We start from the raw sequence: 16,201 nt of genomic DNA on the forward strand, positions 1-16,201 counted from the left end.
CTAGCCAGTCACTTGTGAGAAGTCCGCCACGCGCCCCATGGCGTCACGAACCTTCACCAGAAGCCGCAAACGGTTGTCCCGTTCCGCGGAAACGTCGGAATTCACGAGAACTTTGTCGAAGAAGGCGTCCACCGAGGCACGAAGCGCCGCCAGCTCCCGCATGGCCGCTTCGAAATCCTCGCGATCGAGCGCTTTGCCAAGTTCGATCTCCGCATGGCCCACGGCGTTGATGAGGCCGCTCTCTTCAGGCGGCGCGCCCGCCATGTCGGTGGGCTCACCCGCCGGTAGCGGCCCCTTCTTCTCCTCGGCGCGCAGAATGTTCACGGCCCGCTTGTAGCCGGCCAACAGGTTCTTCCCGTCTTCCGTGGCCAGGAAGCGATCGAGGTGATCCACCCGGCTGACGATCCGCACCAGATCGTCGTCGCCCAGCGCGAACACCGCATCCACCAGATCATGCCGCTGCCCCTGCTCGCGCAGCAGAACCTTCAACCGGTCTGCGAAGAAGGCCAGCAGGTCGTCCGAGGCGAACTTGCGTAGCGGAAGGCGCGTCCGCGTTTGCAGCAGGATCCGGATGACGCCGAGCGCCGAGCGGCGAAGGGCGAAGGGATCCTTCGAGCCGGTGGGCTTCTCGCCGATGTTGAAGAAGCTGACCAGCGTGTCGAGCTTGTCCGCGAGCGCCACGGTGGCCGCAACGGAGCTTACCGGCACCGCGTCGCTTGGGCCCTGAGGCCGGTAATGCAGACGGATGGCGTCGACGACCTCCGGATCGAGGCCTTCCTTCTCGGCATAGTAGCCGCCCATGATCCCCTGAAGTTCGGGGAACTCGCCGACCATGCCGCTGACCAGGTCCGCCTTGGCCAAGCGCGCGGCCTGCTCGGCCTTCTGTGTGGTGATGCCGTCAGGACGCACGAACGGCGCCAGATCACGCGCCAAAGCGGTGATGCGCTCCACCCGGTCGAACATAGTTCCGAGCTTGGCGTGGAAGGTCACGCCCTTCAGCTTCTCGAGCCGGCTCTCGAGAGTCTTCGAAAGGTCCTCGTTCCAGAAGAACCGCGCATCGTTCAAACGGGCCGAAAGCACCTTGGCGTTGCCCTTGGCGATCGTGGCCCCGCCGTCCTTCGCCTCGATGTTCGCCACCGTGACGAAGTGCGGGACCAGAAAGCCGGTCGCGGGGTCCCGAACCGCGAAATAGCGCTGGTGAACACGCATCGAGGTGCGGATCACTTCCGGCGGCAGGTCCAGGAACGCGGGATCCATGTCGCCCATGACCGGCGTCGGCCATTCGGCGAGGCCGGCGACTTCGTCCAGCAACCCCTCATCCTCGACAAGCTCGAAGTTACGGGCGAAGCAGAGCGTGCGGGCGGCGTCCATGATCCGCTCCTTGCGCTCCTCGGCGTCGAGAACCACGAAGGTGCGGGCAAGCCCGTCCTGATACTCGTCGAAGTCGCGGGCTTGGAACGGCTGCCCCGAACCCATGAAGCGGTGACCCTCGGTGACGTCGCCGCTCCGAATGCCTTCGATCTCGAAGGGCACGACTTCACGGTCGAAGACGCAAAGGATCCGCTTCAGCGGACGCACCCAGCGAAGCTTGCTCGTCCCGCTCACCATGGACTTGGGCCACGGGAAGGTGCGCACGATGCTCTCGACAATCTCCGCCACGATCTGCGGCGTCGCGCGACCGTGCCTGTGAAGATGGGCGAAGTAGACGCCGTCGCGCTCGATCAGCTGCTCGCGCGCAAGGCCGTTCTTGCGCAGGAAGCCTTCCAGCGCCTGTTCCGGCGCGCCAACCTTCGGGCCCTTCACCTCTTCATGGCGGTCGGCCTGGGCGACCGGCACCCCCTCGGCCACCAAGGTCAGCCGGCGCGGCCCGGCGAAGGTCTTCAGCGCTTCGGGCAGGAAGCCTTCGGCCGCCAGCTTGTCGCGCGCCATCCGCTCCAGGTCGCGCGCGGCCTGGGCCTGCATGCGCGCGGGGATTTCTTCGGAGAACAGTTCCAGAAGGAGTTGGGGCATGGGTCTTACGCCGCCTCGGTTTGTTGGGCGACGTAGGCTTCGGCGCACTTCTTACAGAGGTCGCGGATGCGGCCGATGTAGCTCTGCCGTTCAGCCACGGCGATCGCGCCGCGGGCATCCATGATGTTGAACAGGTGGGAGGCCTTCAGCACGTGGTCGTAGGCCGGCAGCACCAGCTGCTGGCCCTGCCGCCCGCGGCTGTTGAGGATCTCGGGCACCATGCGCTCCATGTCCTCGAACTGACGCTTGAAGGTGGCCACGTCCGCCACGTCGAGCTCGAAGGCCGAGAACTGCTGCTCGTTGGCCAGGAACACGTCGCCGTAGGTGAAGTCGTCGTTGAACTGCAGGTCGTAGACGCTGTCCTTGTCTTGAAGATACAGACTCAGGCGCTCGAGACCGATGGTCAGTTCGCCGGCGACCGGGGAGACGTCCAGGCCGCCCACCTGCTGGAAGTAGGTGTACTGGGTGATCTCCATCCCGTCGCACCAGACCTCCCAGCCCAGACCCCAGGCGCCCACAGTCGGGTTCTCCCAGTCGTCCTCGACGAACCGGATGTCGTGCAGCATCGGGTCGATGCCGATCGCCTTTAGGGAGCCGAGATACAGCTCCTGCAGGTTCTCCGGATTGGGTTTGAGAATGATCTGGTACTGATGGTGCTGGTGCAGCCGGTTGGGGTTCTCGCCATAGCGGCCGTCGGCCGGCCGGCGGGAAGGCTGTACATAAGCGACACGCCAGGGCTTGGGTCCGAGCGCGCGGAGCACGGTCGCCGGGTTCAACGTCCCGGCCCCGACCTCGACGTCATAAGGCTGCAGAATCACGCAGCCTTGCTGGCTCCAATACTCGTGGAGTTTCAGGATCAGTCCCTGAAACGTAAGCGGCTTGTCGGTCATGAAAACGGGCGTTTCGCAGGCGCAAAAAAAGTCGGCGGACCATAGGGCCCGCCGACCTTCGCTTCAAGCCGCCGACGGCGGCTTGTCCGCTGCTGACTTAGTTGCCGGCCGCTTGGGTGCGCTTGCCGGCGCGCGACATCGGCTGACCGTACTTCGAACGGTTCTCGGCGGTGTCGGGCACCGGGCCATTGGTCGTGGTGCTGGTGGTCACGCTCGCGCCCGTGCCAAAGCTCGTGGCGGACGATGCGGTCGCGTCGGTGGAGGTCGTGCCGCTCATCGACGACGCGCCCATGGACGCCGAACCCGTCGTGTCCGTCGACATGCCGGTCGAGGTCGAGCCGGTCATGCTGCTGCCGGTGCTGGTGGAGCCGGCCATGCCCGTGGTGGACGTGGCGCCGGTGTCCGTACCCGGGGTTTGCGGGTAGCTGGTCACGGCGGGGCTGCCGCCAGCCGGGCCTTGGCCCGTGGCCGCGCCTTGACCCAGTTGGGCGTGAGCAGCGCCGGCCATCAGGGCGGAGGCCGCGACGGCCCCAATCAGGTGTTGCAGTTTCATGGTCTGGGACTCCTCGGTTGTCTCAGTATCGCTTGCTGAAAGCGCCACCCCGAATTCGGTTCACTGATTGCTGGTCGAGGCCGACGCGCCGGCGGAGCCGGCCGGCTGCCCCGCCTGAGCCGAAGCGTTGCTCGAAGCGCCCGCCGCGCTCGCACTGTCCGTGGCGCCGGCCGCACCTGGGCTCAGCACCGCGTCGACGACGTGGAGGATGCCGTTGGAGGCCATCACGTCGGACTGCACGATGGTCGCGTTGTCGACCTTGAGCGCATCGCCGCTGCCATCCAGAAGAACCTGGTCGCCGGCCACGGACGGCACCGGACCCTTCGCGCCCTTGATCTTCGACGAGTCCACGCGCGTGTTGATGATGTGGTGGGTGATCAGCTTCTGCAGGGCGGCGCGATCCGTCTGCAGGCGCTGAGCTTCGGCGGGCGGCATGGCGGCGAACGCAGCGTCCGTGGGCGCGAACACCGTCAGGTTCGGCGCGGTCTTCAGCACCTGGGTCAGGTTGGTGTCGTTCACCGCCTTGACGAAGGTGTTGAACTGGCCGGACGCACGAGCTGTCTCAAGGATGTCACCGGCCGGCTTCACCTGCCCCGTGGCGGAAGCAGCGGGCGCGGCTGGCGTGCTCGCGGCAGGAGCCTGCGCGGTCGAAGCGGCGCCGGCGGGAGCGGCGGCCGGAGCGGCTGCGGTCTGGGCGAATGCAGTCGGGGCGGCGCCCATTCCTGCGATGACAGCCAAGGCGGCGGCAGCGGTCAGCAAGCGGTTCAACGGCGGTTCTCCTAAAACTCGAGCAGCGTCCCCCGACGCGGCGCGCCAGCGCCTTCCCCGCGCCCACTACGCGCGGCCGAGCTTCTGGGTTGCGGTTCTCACGGCTTCGTGAATGCCGCCGGAGGCGGAGCACGCGTTCGACGCCTGCTCCGGGAGCAGGGTTCGCCCAAAATCCATGCAGCCGCCGCACACGGCGCCCGGAAAACAGGCGGCGGGGCCGTTCTTGCCGGAACCACAGGCACAGCCGCCGCGGAATCCAGCGCACGCCGATAGCGTCAGCACACGCCGCACATGGGTTGGGGACGTCCGCGGCGGCACAGGACGCAACATGAGGGGCCGGCCTCCCCAAGGTCGCGCGGGAGCGAGCGATGAAACTGATCAAGGCGATCGTCAAACCCTTCAAGCTGGACGACGTGCGTGAAGCGCTCGTCGCGGCTGGTGTGGAGGGCCTGACGGTCTCGGAAGTGAAGGGTTACGGCCGGCAGAAGGGCCAGACCGAGATCTACCGGGGCGCGGAGTACCAAGTGAACTTCCTGCCGAAGGTGATGCTGGAGGCCGTCGTGGACGACGCCGCCGCCGCCAAGGCCGTGGAAGCGATCAAGGCTGCGGCCGCCACCGGCAAGATCGGGGACGGCAAGATCTTCGTCCTCAACGTCGAGGACGCCGTCCGCATCCGCACCGGCGAGACCGGCGCCGCAGCGCTCTAGGGGACAGGGATAAGGGGACAGAAGAATGAAGCTCATCGGATCACACCGGCTGGCGGGGCTTGCGCTCGCCGTCGCCTTGGCGGGAGGCTCCATTGCAGCCCCTGCCCTAGCTCAAGACCCCGCTGCGGCGACGGCTCCTGCAGCTGCAGCCGCGCCTGCAGCTCCCGGTGGCGTAGCCGCAGCTGCACCTGCCGCTGAAGCGCCCGCCGCTGAAGCGCCCGCCGCTGCGGCGGAAGCTCCGGCTCCGACGCCCGACAAGGGCGACGTCTCCTGGATGCTGCTTTCCACCCTTCTGGTCCTGCTGATGATCCTGCCGGGCCTGGCGCTGTTCTACGGCGGCCTGGTTCGCCAGAAGAACATGCTGTCCATGCTCATGCAGGTGTCCACGGTGACCGTCATCGGCATGATGGCCTGGCTTCTGTGGGGCTACAGCCTGGCCTTCACCGACGGCGGCGGTCTGGACACCTTCGTCGGCGGCTTCGGGCGCCTGTTCTTCAAGGACGTGACGACCAGCAGCAACGTTGCGACGTTCTCCACCGGCGTGGTGATCCCGGAGCTCGCTTTTGCGGCCTTCCAGATGACCTTCGCCGCCATCACCGCCGCCCTGGTGCTGGGCGGTGTGGCCGAACGCATGAAGTTCGGCGCCGTGGTCGTGTTCGCTCTGCTGTGGCCGCTGCTGTCCTACTATCCGATGGCCCACATGGTCTGGTGGTGGCCGGGTCCCGACGCGATCGCGGCGGCTCCGACTGACCCGATCAAGTCCGGCCTGATCTGGGGCTTCGGCGCTCTCGACTTCGCCGGCGGCACCGTCGTCCACATCAACGCGGGCATCGCCGCTCTGGTGGGCGCTCTCATCCTCGGCGCTCGGAAGGGCTACCGCACCGAGCCGATGCCGCCCCACTCGCTGACCCTGACCTTTGTCGGCGCCGGCCTGCTGTGGGTGGGCTGGTTCGGCTTCAACGCCGGCTCCAACCTGGAAGCGAACAGCTATGCCGCCCTGGCCATGATGAACACCTTCATCGCCACGGCCGCCGCGGGCTTCTCCTGGACCGTGACCGAATGGGTCACCCGTAAGAAGGCTTCGATGCTCGGCATGGCCTCGGGTCTGGTCGCCGGTCTGGTGGCGATCACCCCGGCCGCCGGCTTCGCCGGTCCGGTGGGCTCGCTGTTCCTCGGCCTGATCGTCTCGCCCATCTGCGTGATCTTCTGCTCGACCATCAAGAACGCCCTCAAGTACGACGACAGCCTGGACGCCTTCGGCATCCACGGGGTTGGCGGCATCGTCGGCGCTCTGGCGACCGGCCTGCTGGTGAACCCGGCCTGGGGCGGCGCGGGCGTGGTCGACTACACGACCTGTGCGGCCGACGGCGACATCTCCACCTGCGACACCGCCACCTACGTGATGTCCACCCAGGTCCTGGCGCAGTTCAAGGCCGTGCTGGTGGCTTGCGTCTGGTCGGCCGTGGCCAGCGCGATCGTCTTCTTCATCATCAAGTACACGCTGGGCCTGCGGGCGAGCGCGGACGCCGAGGAAGAAGGTCTCGACATCGTCGAACACGGCGAGCGCGCCTACCACTCGTAAGCGCTTCGGAGAGCCGGATCGGCCGCTGGGGGCGGCCGGTCCTGGGAACGGGGGTCCTTCGGGGCCCCCGTTTTCGTTTTCGGGCTAGGCGCGAAGATCGTCTGGCCAAGGTCCGCCAAGACGACAGCTTCGAACCCACCAGCCTGGGCGCATGCCGCCCAGCCGCGCCGCGAGGCTCTCGGCCGCCATCTCACCTTCACAGATGGCGAAACAGGTGCCGCCTGACCCGGAGACCCGGGCGATCAAGGCCTCCGGCTCGTCACGGAGCGTCGCGAGCACCTCGCCGACGACAGGCTCCACCTCGATCGCAGGCGCTTCGAGATCATTCCGCAGCGTGGCCAGCCAGGCCGCGGTCTCTTCGGAGCTTTCCAGCTCGGCAGGCATCGGCGGAGGCTCGACCTCACCGAACGCGCCTGACCGGTCGAGTTCGCGGTACACCGCGGGCGTCGAGACCGGCGCGCCGGCGTTGACCAGAACGGCATGCAGCGGCGGAAGCGTCGGCGCGCCCGACAGGCGTTCTCCGTAGCCTTGGGCAAGCACCGGACGCGCCCACAGGCAGGCTGGACCATCGGCGCCGAGTCGCGCCGCCAGCGCTTCGAGCCGCTGGTCAGACACGTCCAGCTGCAGCGCCTCACGAAAAAGCCGCAGAGCGGCGCCGGCGTCGCTCGAGCCGCCGCCAAGGCCCGCGGCCACGGGCAACTGCTTGTCCAATATCAGAGCCAGGCCCGGCGCGGCCGTTCCAGCCTCCTCCAAGAGGGCCAGGGCCGCTCGCGTGACTAGATTGTCCCCTGCACCTTCGAGCCCCGCAGCGAAGGGGCCGCCGACCCGCAGGCCGAAGCCCTCGCCCGGAACACCGGACAGCACGTCGCCCACATCGGCGAAGACCATCAGGCTGCAAAGCGGATGGTAGCCGTTCGCCTCCGGCGCACCGACGTGCAGGAACAGGTTGACCTTGGCCGGCGCAAACGCGCGGAACGTCATGGCTTACTGCCCGGCGATCCTGGCCGGCTTTCCGCCCGGACCGGCGCCGGATGCGAGCTTGCCTTCCACCTCGGCGCGGATCTTGGCGTCCGGATCGAGCGTCAGCACCCGGCGCCACTGGAACACGGCTTCGTCACGACGACCGACCTTCCAGTAGGCGTCGCCCAGGTGGTTGTTGATCTCGGGGTCCCCCGCCTCGAGCTCGACCGCCTGCTCCAGCTTTTCAACCGCGCGCTTGTAGTCCCCCAGCTTGAAGTAGGCCCAGCCGAGGGAGTCCACCATCGGTCCGGACCGCGGGTTCTGGGCGACGGCTTGCTCAACCATCTTCAAGGCTTCGGGCAGGCGCTCGCCGCGGTCGATCCAGGAATAGCCGAGGAAGTTCAGAAGCTCGGCTTCGTCCGGTTCGGCCTCAAGGGCCGTGCGCAGGTCCTTCTCCGCGTCGGGCCAGCGGCCCATGCGTTCATACACCACCGCACGCGCATAGAGGATCCGCCAGTCGGGCGTCTTCGCCTCGTTGATCAGCCCGGTCAGCAGCTCGGCCGCCTCCGGATAGCGTTCGTTGGCGCGCAGCAGATCCGCCAAGGTCAGCCGCGCCTCGGCGCCGCCGCCAACAGCCGCGGCCCGGGCGATACGGATCGCGGACTCCGGCTCCTCCGCCTGCTGATAGGTCCAGGCGAGCTTGGCCTGACCCGTCGCGTAGTAGGCCGAGCCGGGCTTCGGCTTCGCATAGGCCAGGCGAGCGGCCTCGGTGTCACCGCTGGCCTGCAGCGCGTCCCCCGTCATGACCCAGGCGTCGTCACGTGTCGGGTCGAGGCGAAGCGCAAGGCGAAGGTAGGCCAGCGCGATCTGCCCTTGGCGGGCGGCCATCATGGTCGCCGCCGGTCCCAAGAGCGCCTGGGCGGCGCCCGCCTTGAGGGTGGGCAGCTCAGGCGCCGACTTGCCGGCCGCCGCACGGGCACGAGCGATAAGCAGCTCAGAGGACGACGGATCTGCCGCCAAGCCACGGTCGTACAGAGCCACCGCGTCAGCCCTGCGGCCGCGACGTTCCAGGAAGGCGCCGTAGGCTACAAGCGAGATGACGCTGGGACGGTCACCCGTGGTGGCCGCCTTGAATTCGGTTTCAGCCTCGTCATAGCGGCGAGCGCGCTCGAACAGCTGCCCGCGGCCAAGCTGGCCGAAGTATTCGACCAGGCGATCACCTTTCACCTCTGGACGGACGAGCGCGCCCTCCGCATCGCCGGCCATGGCGGCGGCCCAGGGCGCGAGCAGCACCGCGGCGCTCTTGTGCGGGAAACCGAGGTCTTCGGAGGCGAGCTGAACCTGGGCCGCCTTGCCCTTGCCCTGCGCCATGGATTCCACGGCGACCACCAGAGCGCCGAGCCGCTTGCCGGCTTCCGACGCATCATCACCTGAGGGTGCGATGGTCGCCGCTTTCTGGACGTCGCCGGCGAGAAGCGCGGCCTGGAACGCGCGTTCACTCAGGAGCTGGGAGGCGGCGGGATCGCCCCGCGCCATGTCGAACAGGCGCGCCGCCTCACGGTTCTGGCCGTCGTTGAGCGCAGCTTCGCCCGCAAGATAGAGCCCGTAAGGCGAGTAGCCGGAGTCCTGCACCTCCGCCCGTTCGGTCTCCAAGCTGGGACCGGCGCTGGCGCACGCCGTCAGAAGCACAAGGGGCGCGGCAAACAGCAGGAGAGAACGCATAGGTCGATCTTCGGCCCTTCGAGGGCGTGGCGGAAGCAAAAAGCTGACCGCCAGCCGATCGAGCAAGGCCGCCCTTTCAGGCCGATGAGGCTCGGGTTGATACTCCTGAGCCGCGCTGGACGCCCGGAAAATCTGCAACGCAGATCAGGCGACCCAGCGGCCGGCCGGCGCGCCGCCTTACATGTTCGGGTAGTTGGGCCCGTCGCCGCCCTGGGGCGTGGTCCAGTCGATGTTCTGCGATGGATCCTTGATGTCGCACGTCTTGCAGTGGACGCAGTTCTGGAAGTTGATCTGGAACTTCGGGTTCTGCCCCGCCTCGTCGTACAGCACCTCGTACACCCCGGCCGGGCAATAGAGCCGCGCCGGCTCGCCGTACTTGGGCAGGTTGACGTTGATCGGGATCGAAGGGTCCCGCAGCTTGAGGTGCGCCGGCTGGTTTTCGTCGTGGTTGGTGTTCGAGATGAACACGCTCGAGAGCTTGTCGAAGCTCAGCACCCCATCGGGTTTCGGATAGACGATCGGCTTGTGATCCTTGGCGAGGCCCGTGGACTCCGCATCGCCCTTCCCGTGGTGCATGGTGCCGAAGATGGACGCCCCGCCCAGCAGGTTGGCGATGTTCATGTCCAGCAGCCCCAGCGCGCCGCCCACCGTCGTACCGAACTTGCTCAGCAAGGGCTTGGCGTTGCGGACGACCTTGAGCTCCTTCTTGACCCAGGAGGTCTGGAAGGCGGTGTCGTAGGCCACCAGCTCGTCGCCCGAGCGGCCTGCCACGATGGCGTCGTACGCCGCCTCGGCCGCCATCATCCCGCTCTTCATGGCGTTGTGGCTGCCCTTGATGCGCGGGACGTTCACGAAGCCGGCCGAATCGCCAAGCAGCACGCCTCCGGGGAAATAGAGGCGGGGAATCGACTGCAGTCCGCCCTCGGCGATCGCACGGGCGCCATAGGCGATGCGCCGGCCGCCCTGCAGGTGCTTGGCCACGTCAGGATGATGCTTGAACCGCTGGAACTCGTCGAAGGGCGAGAGCCAGGGGTTCTTGTAGTTGAGGTGAACCACGAAGCCGACGGACACGTAGTTGTCGCCGAAGTGGTAGAGCCAGCTGCCGCCGCCGGTCTTATCGTCCAGCGGCCACCCGGTGGTGTGCTGCACCAAGCCCGGCCGGAACACCTCGTCGGGCACCTGCCAGAGTTCCTTGAGGCCGATGCCGTACTTTTCGGGATCGCTCTGGGCGCACAGGCCGTACTTGTGTTTCAGAACCTTGGCCAGCGAGCCTCGGACGCCCTCGCCGATGAAGACGTACTTGCCCAGCACATCGACGCCCGGCTGGTAGTCGGGACCCGGCTCGCCGTCCTTGCCGATGCCGAACACGCCGGCCACCACGCCCTTCAGCTCGCCGTTCGGCCCGAACACCGGCTCAGAGGCGGCCATGCCGGGGTAGACCTCGACGCCCAGCGCTTCGGCCTGCTGCGCGAGCCAGCGGCACAGGTTGCCGAGCGAGCCGATGTAGTTGCCCTGGTTGTGCATGAAGCTCGGCATGGCGAACATCGGCAGGGAGACCGAACCCTGAGCGCCGAGCATCAGGAACTTGTCCTCGGTGACCGCCGTCTCGAGCGGTGCGCCGAGTTCCTTCCAGTTCTGGAACAGCTCGTTCATGGCGATCGGGTCGATCACCGCGCCGGACAGAATGTGCGCGCCGACCTCCGAGCCCTTCTCCAGCACAGCGACGGACACGTCCGTCCCACGTTCGGCCGCGAGCTGCTTCAGGCGGATGGCGGCGGCAAGGCCGGACGGGCCCGCGCCGACGATCACGACGTCGTATTCCATCGCTTCGCGTTCGACGGCTTCGCTCATGCCCTGCTCCCTCTTCCCCGGCCACTGACGCCGTCAGCCAACGCCTGCCGAGCCTTGTAAGTTCGCCGCTTATCCGAAGGTGACGCTGCGGCGGTCAAGAAGTAGCGCCGCTGCGGCCAGGAAATCAAACATGCGTTTGAGTTCGAGGCGCGGCCGGTGCACAGCCGCTGCGCACCGGCCGCGCCGCGGCGCCCGCATTTCAGCTGGCTGGCGCTTCTTTGTTTCGGGCGCGGCCGATCGGTCTCCCACTGCGGGCGAGGCTTGCTAGCCAGGATCCGTACCGCGTCAGCGTTGGGGGATCGTTCAGATGCAATCGGGCTCCGGCCGCACCACGCGGCGACAGCTCCTGTCGGCCATAGGGATGGTTGGCGGGACCGCCGCGCTTTACCAGGCGATGACCACCTTGGGTCACGCGTCCGAGACCCAGTTCACAGGACCGCCCAAGCTGCAGGGCGCCCGCGCGGGCGCTTCGGTGGTCGTGCTGGGAGCCGGCCTCGCAGGTCTTCTCGCCGCCTACGAGCTGCAGAAGGCGGGCTACAAGGTCACCATCCTCGAATACCAGAACCGCGCCGGCGGCCGGAACTGGTCGCTGCGCGGCGGCGACACCTACACCGAGCTCGGCGGGGCGACGCAGAAGATCGGCTTCCAGAAGGGCAACTACCTCAACCCGGGTCCCTGGCGGATCCCGCATCACCACCGGACCTTGCTCCACTACTGCAAGCAGTTCGGCGTGGCGCTGGAGCCCTTCATCCAGTTCAACCACAACACCTGGGTCCACTCCTCCACCGCATTCGGCGGCAAGCCGGTCCGCTTCAAGGCGGCGGCGGCGGACTTCGAAGGCAACGTGGCCGAGCTCCTGGCCAAGTCGGTGAACCAGAAGGCGCTCGACCAGGAAGTCAGCGCCGAGGATCGCGAACGCCTGCTCGAAGCCCTGCGCGGCTGGGGGATGCTGGACGCGGACTACAAGTACGCATCGAACCTGCGGTCCGCGGCGCACCGGGGCTATGACCGTCCGCCGGGCGGCGGGGTGAACGGCGCTCCCATTCCGTCCGCGCTCTACGATCTGCACGACGTGCTTGATCCGCAGGTCTGGACGTCCATGGGCTTCTTCATGGGCCATGAGATGCAGACCACCATGTTCCAGCCGACCGGCGGCATGGACATGATCGGCAAGGCCTTCGCCAAGCAGGTCAGCGACCTGATCACCTACAACGCCAAGGTCACCAAGATCGCGCAGGACGACCGCGGCGTCGGCGTCACCTGGACGGACACCGCCACGGGCCAGACCAAGACGACCAACGCCGACTGGTGCGTCTGCACCATCCCGCTCGGCATCCTGGCGCAGATCGACACCCAGGTGACCGACGAGATGTCCGCCGCCATCCGCGCGGTGCCCTACTCCGGCCAGGTGAAGATCGGCCTGGAGATGCGGCGCAGGTTCTGGGAGGAGGACGAGGCCATCTACGGCGGCCACTCCTTCACCGACCAGGAGATCGGCCTGATCTCCTATCCCAACCACAACCTCTTCGGCGATGGTCCGGCCGTGCTGCTGGGAGCCTTTGCGCGGGATATTGGCGCTTTCCGCCTGGCCGGCATGACGCCGGAGGAACGCATTCAGGTCGCGCTGCAGCAGGGCGCGGTCATTCACCCCGAGCAGTACCGCAAGGAGTTCCTCTCCGGCGCGTCCGTCGCCTGGAGCCGCGTGCCGTGGAGCCTGGGCTGCTGCGCACGCTGGAACGAGCAGACCCGCAAGGACCACTACCAGACGCTGGTCGCCATGGACCGCCGCATCGTCCTGGCCGGCGAGCACGCCTCCTACATCGGCTGCTGGATGGAAGGCGCCCTGCTCTCCTCGCTCGACGCCATCACCCGCCTGCACAAGCGCGCCCTGGAGGCCTGAACTGATGCTCCCCAAACACCTGATGGCGCTTCTCTCGCTGCTGGCGACGCCTGCGCTCGCGCAAGCCGTGCAGGGCGGAGACACCGGCGGCGGCGTGGTTCGCGTGCCCAAGCCGGTCACCGGCGAACAGGTCTACCGGCAGGTCTGCCAGGCCTGTCACATGGCCGACGCGAAGGGCGCGGCCGGCGCCGGCGTCATCCCGGCTCTGGCGAGCAATCCTCGCGTCAGCGTGCCGGTCTACCCCGTGCAGGTGGTGGCGCAGGGCAAGGGCGCGATGCCTGGCTTCGCGGGCAGCCTGAGCAACGCCCAGATCGCCGAGGTGGTGACCTACGTGCGGACCCACTTCGGCAACGCCTACGCCAAGCCGGTGACCGAGGCCGACGTCGCGCGGATGGCTGGTCCCCCGCCGCCGCGCGGGGGCCACTAGCCGCAGCAGCGGCCCTTTCGCGGACCGCAGCGAGGGCTTAGGAAGGTGGGCATGGCCGCCGCCCTCGGACATGCCCCGCTCGATCCCGCCATGGAGAGCCTGCTGGCGTTCTGGGCCGACAGCGGCGTCGACGCCCTGCTGCTGGACGAGGCTGTCGACCGCATCGAAGCGGGCAAGTTCGTGCCCCCTCCCCCGCCCGCGCCGCGCGTGCCGCCTGTGGCGGCGACGGTTCAGTCGCTGCGCCCGGGACAGCCGGATGTGGCCTCCTCGATCGCCCAGGCCCGCATGCTGGCCGCCCAGGCTCAGGATCTCGCCGCCTTGGGCGAGGCGATCGCAAGCTTCGACGGCTGTGCGCTTCGGTTTGAAGGCGCGGCTCGCCAAGCGGTCTTCTACCGCGGCCAGGAGAACGCCCCGGTCATGGTGATCGGCGAAGGTCCAGGCGCCGAGGAAGACCTGCAGGGCAAGCCGTTCGTCGGCCGAGCTGGCCAGCTGCTCGACCGGATGCTGGGCGCAGCCGGGCTCGCCGATCGCACCTTCATCACCAACACCGTGTTCTGGCGCCCGCCAGGCAATCGGACGCCCACGCCGCAGGAACAGGCGGTCTGCGCGCCGTTCCTCGAGCGCGCCATAAGCCTTGTGAAGCCGAAGATGCTGCTGCTGGTCGGCGGCGCATCGGCCAAGGCGCTGCTGAAGAAGGACGAAGGGATCCTCTCCCTCCGCGGCCGCTGGTTCGAGTGGCGCAGCGAGGATGCAAGCCAGGAACTCCCGGCCATGCCGACCCTGCATCCCGCCTTTCTTCTGCGGCAACCTGCGGCGAAGAAGCGCGCCTGGAACGACCTGTTAACACTTACTGAGCGACTTGATCGTCCTGAGCGGCCCGCCTAGCCTCGCCGCTTCTGGTTTTTCGGGAAAAGGGCCGCGCCAGCCCGCTCAAGATGGGTCGCGCGGATACAAGACGGCATGACGCTGAAGAAGCGCCTGCAGGTCGGTGCGTCCGTCCTGATCAGTTTCGCGGTCCTGGCACAGGCCGCCGTGGCGGCTCCCATGGCGCTGTCCCCTGATGACGCCCAGCGGTACGCCGCGGCGTTCGAAGCCTCGGATCGCGGCGACTTCATCGACGCGCAGATGCAGGCGGTGGAGATTCAGGACAAGTCGTTGCTGGGCTACCTCAGCTTCAGTCAGCTGATGCACCCCACGAATCACAAGGCCAGCTTCGACGAGCTTGCGGGCTGGATGGCGAAGTTCCGGGACCTGCCGCTGGCAGAACGCATCTTCACGCTTGCCGCCAAGCGAAAGCCGGCTGACGCCCAGCTGCCCGCACCCGCGCTCTCGACCGCCGAGCTCGCGAAAGCCGCTCCGGCGAGCGCTGCAAAGGCGTCGGATCGTGGCCGCCAGGCGCGAGAGGCTTACTACTCGGGCGACGCGAAAAAGGCGCTGCAGCTTGCCTCCAGCTCGGGTGAGCGCTGGATCGCCGGCCTCGCCGCCTACCGGCTGAAATCCTACGACAAGGCGCTCGACTTCTTCGGGCAAATCTCCCGCGACGGCGACCAAGACGACTGGATGCGCTCGGCGGGGGCTTACTGGGCCGCACGCGCCGCGACGGCCCTGGGAGATTCCAGTCGCGCCACCCTCGAGCTCAAGGTGGCGGCCAAGGCGGCCGACACCTTCTACGGCATGATCGCCGCCCGTCAGCTCCAGCTGCAGGGACCGACGCTGGCCTCCGCGACGGCTGGCGAAGCGAAGCTCTTCAAGGCGGCCTACAGCGCCCCTTCGGACGAGACGAGCCGCTTCATCAAGAGCGAACCGCGCGCCCACCGCGCCGCCGCCCTCGCCCAGCTTGGGCGGCTGCAGGACGCTGGCCAGGAAATCCGCGCCGGGATGGCCCTGGCTCGCACCGACGCGGAGCGCAGCCGTTGGGAGGCGTTCGCAGGCGAGATCGGCGCGCCGCTGAGCGACGGACCCACAGCCGTGCGGCGTCGCAGCTCGTCCGAGGACTACCCGATCCCGGCGCTCGAGCCGAAGTCGGGCTTCACGCTCGACAAGGCGCTGGTCTACGCGATCGTTCGGCAGGAAAGCCGCTTCAACCCCATGGCGGTGTCTCCCGTGGGCGCGGTCGGCCTGATGCAGTTGATGCCGGAAGCGGCCGCCCGGGCCGCCGGCGACGACAAGCTCAAGGCGGACATGAGCCCGCTGTTCGATCCCGCGTTCAATCTGCGGGTCGGCCAGGATTATGTGACGTGGCTGATGGAGCGGGGCGTCGGCTACGACCTGCTGCGCACGGTGGCGGCCTACAACGGTGGTCCGGGCACGATCCAGAAGACCGCCCAGATGCTCGGCTCCGATGGAAACGACACGCTGCTTCTCATCGAAAGCCTGCCGTCGCTCGAGACGCGCAACTACGTCGAGAAGGTCGTTGCGGCCTATTGGACCTACAAGAAGATGTTCGGCGACGAGACGCGCACCTTGGACGCTCTCGCTGGCGGCGCCGGCGTCATCGACGCTCGTCTTGATCTAAAGCAGGCGACGAGCCCGGGCACCAAGTACTCGGCGCAAGGCGGCCACCTCGGTCTTTGAGGCTGCATCGGCGCGCCCGATCAGCAGGGCCTCGGGTCCACGCCTGAACAGACGCCCGCCCAGGCCTAGAAGCACAGCTTCGCGCCCGCCCTCGCGCAGGTGATCAGACAGCCGCTCCGCCCATCCCTCAGTGGGGCGGAACTCCGGGGGCGCGACGAGCAGCAGCTCCGATTTCGCCCTGCCGATAGCTGACGGTAGGTCAGCCGCGAGCTCGGCTCCCGTCTCGTCGCACACCGCCTCCAGGAGCGCTTTTGGTC

At 67.7% G+C, this 16,201-nt stretch carries 13 protein-coding genes; 6 read left to right on the top strand and 7 right to left on the bottom strand.

Annotated elements, in window-relative coordinates; genetic code table 11:
* From glyS to DJ018_RS14270, 4 genes are all read right to left on the bottom strand, one after another.
* Complete coding sequence (gene glyS, locus DJ018_RS14255; RefSeq protein ID WP_111515623.1) at window positions 1–2,010, bottom strand: glycine--tRNA ligase subunit beta; 2,010 nt, start codon at window positions 2,008–2,010, stop codon at window positions 1–3.
* Between the two features lie 5 nt (window positions 2,011–2,015).
* Window positions 2,016–2,900, bottom strand: coding sequence for a glycine--tRNA ligase subunit alpha (locus DJ018_RS14260; RefSeq protein ID WP_111515624.1), 885 nt, complete (start codon window positions 2,898–2,900; stop codon window positions 2,016–2,018).
* Window positions 2,901–2,997: 97 nt separating this feature from the next.
* Entirely contained in the window at window positions 2,998–3,453 is a 456-nt protein-coding gene (locus DJ018_RS14265; protein ID WP_111515625.1) for a hypothetical protein, read from the bottom strand.
* Window positions 3,454–3,513: 60 nt separating this feature from the next.
* Window positions 3,514–4,221 carry a fasciclin domain-containing protein gene (locus DJ018_RS14270; protein ID WP_111515626.1) on the bottom strand — a complete coding sequence of 236 codons (708 nt, stop codon included), beginning with the start codon at window positions 4,219–4,221 and terminating at the stop codon, window positions 3,514–3,516.
* Between the two features lie 368 nt (window positions 4,222–4,589).
* Between DJ018_RS14270 and DJ018_RS14275 the strand changes: the two genes are divergently transcribed.
* Together DJ018_RS14275 and DJ018_RS14280 are read left to right on the top strand one after the other, a co-directional pair.
* The gene (locus DJ018_RS14275; RefSeq protein ID WP_111515627.1) at window positions 4,590–4,928 is read left to right on the top strand and encodes a P-II family nitrogen regulator; all 339 of its coding nucleotides are present in this window, start codon (window positions 4,590–4,592) and stop codon (window positions 4,926–4,928) included.
* 25 nt (window positions 4,929–4,953) lie between these two features.
* Entirely contained in the window at window positions 4,954–6,510 is a 1,557-nt protein-coding gene (locus DJ018_RS14280) for an ammonium transporter (protein ID WP_111515628.1), read from the top strand.
* A gap of 84 nt (window positions 6,511–6,594) precedes the next feature.
* On the opposite strand, the gene DJ018_RS14285 is transcribed toward DJ018_RS14280, so the two are convergent.
* The 3 genes from DJ018_RS14285 to DJ018_RS14295 form a co-directional block, all read right to left on the bottom strand.
* Complete coding sequence (locus DJ018_RS14285) at window positions 6,595–7,491, bottom strand: 4-(cytidine 5'-diphospho)-2-C-methyl-D-erythritol kinase (protein WP_111515629.1); 897 nt, start codon at window positions 7,489–7,491, stop codon at window positions 6,595–6,597.
* 3 nt (window positions 7,492–7,494) lie between these two features.
* Window positions 7,495–9,192 (bottom strand): tetratricopeptide repeat protein, encoded by a 1,698-nt coding sequence (locus DJ018_RS14290; protein WP_111515630.1) that lies wholly within the window; start codon window positions 9,190–9,192, stop codon window positions 7,495–7,497.
* Between the two features lie 177 nt (window positions 9,193–9,369).
* Window positions 9,370–11,043, bottom strand: a complete 1,674-nt coding sequence (locus DJ018_RS14295) for an electron transfer flavoprotein-ubiquinone oxidoreductase (protein ID WP_111515631.1) — start codon at window positions 11,041–11,043, stop codon at window positions 9,370–9,372.
* A gap of 307 nt (window positions 11,044–11,350) precedes the next feature.
* Between DJ018_RS14295 and DJ018_RS14300 the strand changes: the two genes are divergently transcribed.
* The 4 genes from DJ018_RS14300 (at window position 11,351) to DJ018_RS14315 (ending at window position 15,944) form a co-directional block, all read left to right on the top strand.
* Entirely contained in the window at window positions 11,351–12,943 is a 1,593-nt protein-coding gene (locus tag DJ018_RS14300; RefSeq protein WP_111515632.1) for a flavin monoamine oxidase family protein, read from the top strand.
* 22 nt (window positions 12,944–12,965) lie between these two features.
* Window positions 12,966–13,370: a c-type cytochrome gene (locus DJ018_RS14305; RefSeq protein ID WP_420849525.1), complete on the top strand. Its 405-nt coding sequence runs from the start codon at window positions 12,966–12,968 to the stop codon at window positions 13,368–13,370.
* A 51-nt stretch (window positions 13,371–13,421) separates the two neighbouring features.
* A complete protein-coding gene (locus tag DJ018_RS14310) occupies window positions 13,422–14,255 on the top strand; it encodes a uracil-DNA glycosylase (RefSeq protein WP_111515634.1) in 834 nt (277 codons plus the stop codon).
* A gap of 75 nt (window positions 14,256–14,330) precedes the next feature.
* Window positions 14,331–15,944: a lytic transglycosylase domain-containing protein gene (locus tag DJ018_RS14315; protein ID WP_111515635.1), complete on the top strand. Its 1,614-nt coding sequence runs from the start codon at window positions 14,331–14,333 to the stop codon at window positions 15,942–15,944.
* Window positions 15,945–16,201: the final 257 nt, after the last annotated feature.

It is taken from the genome of Phenylobacterium deserti (genome assembly GCF_003254705.1).
GTDB classification, from domain to species: domain Bacteria; phylum Pseudomonadota; class Alphaproteobacteria; order Caulobacterales; family Caulobacteraceae; genus Phenylobacterium; species Phenylobacterium deserti.

Bases quoted from the DNA above. Each gene is read 5' to 3' on its own strand.
- DJ018_RS14295 (WP_111515631.1), bottom strand. From the start codon at position 11,043: ATGAGCGAAGCCGTCGAACGCGAAGCGATGGAATACGACGTCGTGATC.
- glyS (WP_111515623.1), bottom strand. From the start codon at position 2,010: ATGCCCCAACTCCTTCTGGAACTGTTCTCCGAAGAAATCCCCGCGCGC.
- DJ018_RS14280 (WP_111515628.1), top strand. From the start codon at position 4,954: ATGAAGCTCATCGGATCACACCGGCTGGCGGGGCTTGCGCTCGCCGTC.
- DJ018_RS14300 (WP_111515632.1), top strand. From the start codon at position 11,351: ATGCAATCGGGCTCCGGCCGCACCACGCGGCGACAGCTCCTGTCGGCC.
- DJ018_RS14290 (WP_111515630.1), bottom strand. From the start codon at position 9,192: ATGCGTTCTCTCCTGCTGTTTGCCGCGCCCCTTGTGCTTCTGACGGCG.
- DJ018_RS14260 (WP_111515624.1), bottom strand. From the start codon at position 2,900: ATGACCGACAAGCCGCTTACGTTTCAGGGACTGATCCTGAAACTCCAC.
- DJ018_RS14265 (WP_111515625.1), bottom strand. From the start codon at position 3,453: ATGAAACTGCAACACCTGATTGGGGCCGTCGCGGCCTCCGCCCTGATG.
- DJ018_RS14275 (WP_111515627.1), top strand. From the start codon at position 4,590: ATGAAACTGATCAAGGCGATCGTCAAACCCTTCAAGCTGGACGACGTG.
- DJ018_RS14315 (WP_111515635.1), top strand. From the start codon at position 14,331: ATGACGCTGAAGAAGCGCCTGCAGGTCGGTGCGTCCGTCCTGATCAGT.
- DJ018_RS14285 (WP_111515629.1), bottom strand. From the start codon at position 7,491: ATGACGTTCCGCGCGTTTGCGCCGGCCAAGGTCAACCTGTTCCTGCAC.
- DJ018_RS14305 (WP_420849525.1), top strand. From the start codon at position 12,966: ATGGCGCTTCTCTCGCTGCTGGCGACGCCTGCGCTCGCGCAAGCCGTG.
- DJ018_RS14310 (WP_111515634.1), top strand. From the start codon at position 13,422: ATGGCCGCCGCCCTCGGACATGCCCCGCTCGATCCCGCCATGGAGAGC.